Below are 3,740 nucleotides of genomic sequence, written 5' to 3' on the forward strand. Positions count from 1 at the left end.
TATTACGAGATCATACTCATGATCTTTAAATTCTGCCAAGGCCAAACTGCCGTCATGTATGGGGGTAACATGATATTGATGTTCCTCTAGCCCGCTTTTTATCAAGGCAGCTATTTTTTCATCATCTTCTGCTAATCCAATTTTGAACATATCGCAAATATATAGTATCTGTGGGAAAAGTTTTATAGGGGGGCAGCGTCTAATTGGTAAGCAATAGGGTAAGTGTTGACAATAGTTTTTTAGGAGGTGACGACTGGTTTACTATCAACCCTCAAAATATTGAAATTACCTTTAATGTTTTACTTTTGATATTTTTTATTAATTAATTAGATATTTTTGTTATTTTAAGTTTCCTTGTTGTGTTTGATAGTAACAATATCAAATAATGAATTACGACGGATAAACTTGTGGGAATTCCCGATGAGATGGTATCACATTTTGTGATACCATCGAAAAAGAACTAATTAATTGAATCATAATATGATTACCCGAAAAATCTGCGTACCTTCGCGCAAATTTTATGAAGAAGATCGTTGATTACAGGAAGTTATTGGGTGTACAGAAGGATGCCGAATTAAAAGAATTAAAAACCATTTATAGGGGTTTAATGAAAGATTGGCACCCTGACAAGTTTCAGGATAGCGAAGAAGCTAAAATAGAAGCAGAAACCAAAAGCAAAGAAATTATTGAAGCTTATCATTTTCTGGTTAGTATTGCTCCGGAAACATTGGCCCTTTCATTGGATGAGTATACTCAGACTACTGCTACTTGTGGTATTGCTGATTATAGCTGGGCAGGTTTAATACTAACTGTTCATTTCCTTGATGGTAGTGCTTATGAATATTTTGGCGTACCTAAAGCCGTTTATGTAAAATTAGTGAACGCTGATTCTCCAGGTAGATTTGCCCGCAGACATATCTTTGGATCTTTCCCTTACAGAAACATCGTGAAACTGGAAACAGCTTAGGCTAAAACTTATATCGAATTTAAAGAGAGATCGCTAACCTGAGCATATAAGTGCTAATGGTGTAGCGATTTTTGCTTTTTAAACGTTTTATATATAAAACTTAAAGCATGGATATGAAAGTGCATTTTCTGGCTATAATTACTTTTATTACGGTAGGCTTTTATGCCTGCGAAAAGCAAAAGTCTGATCCAAATATTGAGCAAAAGCTAATTGGGAAATGGAATCTTAAACTTTCAAGTGGCGGTTTTGCCGGTCAAACTAAACCCGTTGAAGACGGTAAAAGCTCAGTTTTAGTATTTAAATCTAAAGATACTTATCAGCGGATTGACAATGGAAAGCTGGTTAAAGAAGGAAAATACATGCTTTCAAAAGCAAAAAGCATTTATTCCGGACAACTTGAAACAGCAATATCATTTAACGAAGTTGACACCATTTCTAAAGAGCAAAGGAAATATATATTGGGCTTAAGAAATGATTCTTTACTGATCAGCGATAATTATTATGATGGTTATAGTATGCTTTATCTAAGGGTAAAATAATTCAATTTACTTTTATATCTTAGTTCCATACTATGGAACAATTCAATATACCCGGCTATAAAATGGAAGAAATGACTATTGATGCCGCAAAAGCGCAGATTACTTCAATTGTCTATTTTATCCCTTTTGTTATTTTATTTTGCCCACTTTACTATTTTTTGTGGGGTGACGGAACACTTGACCTATTCAAAAATTTATTTCCAAAGGAGATGAATGGTTTGCTGACAAGCGCAATCATGATTTTGGTAATACTTATAGGAATTGTGCTCCATGAATTAATTCATGGAATAACATGGTGCCTGTTTGCAAAGGAAAGATTTAAGTCGATTAAGTTCGGTGTAATCTGGAAAGCGGTTACGCCATATTGCCACTGTAAAGAGCCTTTAAAAATAAAACACTATATATTGGGTGCTATTATGCGTACAAGATCATCCTTCTAAAATCGGATGTATTGTTTATAAAACCATATAGCATCAAATTTTGTATAGTATTTAGTAAACCCTCAATTTAAATTATGGTCATGAAAAAATCAGCACTTTATTTAGCACTTATAGCTTTGCCTTTGGCATTTAGCTGCAATCAGGGAGGAGATAAAAGCTCGGAACTGAAAGATAGTACAATGATTGATACCGCAGATGCTCCAGTCAGTAATGAGTGTTTTATTGCTGTTGATGGTGTAGATACTGCACATTTAAATGTAATAACTTCTAAGTTGGGAAAAGTTACCGGTGGTTTGATTATAAAATATCATGAAAAAGCAACTAATGACGGTTTAATTGACGGAAAGTTTAGAGGGGATACCTTATTTGTTGATTATACCTTTAAAATAGGCGAAAATAAAACCATTTATAAAAACCCACTTGCACTTTTGAAAAAAGATGGCAAGCTGGTGCTGGGTGTTGGTCAGATTGAAACATCTTTAGGAAGATCATATTTTGTAAAAGGGAAACCGATTAACTTTGAAAGAGGCAGGTTTACTTTTGCGCCTACAGAATGTAAGTAGGATATAAATGAAAGCGCCCGAATCATGATCATGATTCGGGCGCTTTCGTTAAATTGCTCTTATATTGAATTATAAAGTACGGATTTTGATGTTTCTCCACTGGCTAGAGCCTGGGTGTTCTTGTAAAGCGATTTTACCTTTTGCAACTTTAGCAAAGTCTGCGAAGTCTTTGTTCTTAAACTTGCTGTTAGCAATCATAGCTTTCCACTCTTCGCTTCCTATCTGACCTTCAAATGTTTTAATACCATTTAACCAGAAAGTAAGGTGTCCTTTGTCCTGAATCAGTCTAACTTTATTCCATTCGCCAACTGGTACTGGTTTAGAAACAGTTGAATCGCCAGACATGTCATACAGACAACCTGCAAGGTGATTTTGTTTTTTGTTATCGCTTGCATCGATGTTATCTAATACCTGCATTTCAGGGCCGGTAAGATAAGTAGCTCCGTATTTAGGGTCCTCCTGGATATCAAATATAATTCCGCTGTTTCCGCCTTTAGAGATTTTCCATTCAAGGTTCAACTCATAGTTTTCGTATATCCCATCAGTAACAAGATCGCCTCCACCGGTAGGTTGGGTAGGATCAAAAACGATTGCCCCATCTTTTACCTGCCATTTTGCGCCCACTTCTTTTTTAAGATAAGTATGCCAGCCTTTTGTAGTTGTACCGTCAAATAATAATTTCCAGCCTGCTTTTTTTTCTTCTTTTGAGAGCGTATTAGGTGTTTGAGCCATTGCACTGGTAAAGAAGAGTGCAGAGGCTGCTAAAACGATTAATTTTCTTTTCATGAGTTTTTCTTTTGAGTACGCTAATATAAGAATTAGCTTAAATAATCGAGTCTGTACTTTAAATTTATCAAAGTCTTTACATTTTGTGATGAATGCCGTTGCATAATTAAAAACACTGGACGAGCTAATCTGTTATAGTTGTTGTAACGTATATGTTTCAATAATTACCCCATGAAACTAGTCTGTCTGATCGTAGTTTTTTATTTAACAGGTATTGAAACTGTAACTCCGCAAACCATAAATTCAGCGACAAGGGATTCGTTGATTACACGCAGATATTTGCGTAATAGGGAATATAGCGATATTTATAAGGAAAATGGTGATTTGTCATACATCTCGCCAAGAGGCGAACTTGCCGGACCGGTAAAGTATATTATTAATGGCAGGGTTACCAAAACGTATATGATACTTGCAATACCTGAATCGCCTGTGGCTTTTGCTATGG

Annotated in this window: 5 protein-coding genes and 1 pseudogene; 5 read left to right on the forward strand and 1 reads right to left on the reverse strand. The window is 35.4% G+C overall.

The features are described 5' to 3' along the window. Positions 1 to 520: 520 nt before the first annotated feature. From AC1DDX_RS26895 to AC1DDX_RS26910, 4 genes are all read left to right on the forward strand, one after another. Entirely contained in the window at positions 521 to 967 is a 447-nt protein-coding gene (locus AC1DDX_RS26895) for a KTSC domain-containing protein (RefSeq protein ID WP_172659546.1), read from the forward strand. Positions 968 to 1,080: 113 nt separating this feature from the next. Then, positions 1,081 to 1,506, forward strand: a complete 426-nt coding sequence (locus AC1DDX_RS26900) for a hypothetical protein (protein ID WP_172659547.1) — start codon at positions 1,081 to 1,083, stop codon at positions 1,504 to 1,506. A gap of 32 nt (positions 1,507 to 1,538) precedes the next feature. Further along, complete coding sequence (locus AC1DDX_RS26905; RefSeq protein WP_477622981.1) at positions 1,539 to 1,946, forward strand: DUF3267 domain-containing protein; 408 nt, start codon at positions 1,539 to 1,541, stop codon at positions 1,944 to 1,946. Positions 1,947 to 2,026: 80 nt separating this feature from the next. Continuing rightward, positions 2,027 to 2,509 carry a hypothetical protein gene (locus AC1DDX_RS26910; RefSeq protein WP_337716443.1) on the forward strand — a complete coding sequence of 161 codons (483 nt, stop codon included), beginning with the start codon at positions 2,027 to 2,029 and terminating at the stop codon, positions 2,507 to 2,509. Positions 2,510 to 2,578: 69 nt separating this feature from the next. Here AC1DDX_RS26910 and AC1DDX_RS26915 read toward each other — a convergent pair whose 3' ends face one another. After that, positions 2,579 to 3,295, reverse strand: a complete 717-nt coding sequence (locus AC1DDX_RS26915) for a 3-keto-disaccharide hydrolase (RefSeq protein WP_048906990.1) — start codon at positions 3,293 to 3,295, stop codon at positions 2,579 to 2,581. A gap of 171 nt (positions 3,296 to 3,466) precedes the next feature. Here AC1DDX_RS26915 and AC1DDX_RS26920 point away from each other — a divergent pair. Continuing rightward, positions 3,467 to 3,740 (forward strand): annotated as a pseudogene (locus AC1DDX_RS26920) (hypothetical protein); the annotation flags it as partial.

The sequence above is a fragment of the Pedobacter sp. 10L46_2 genome (assembly GCF_056395165.1).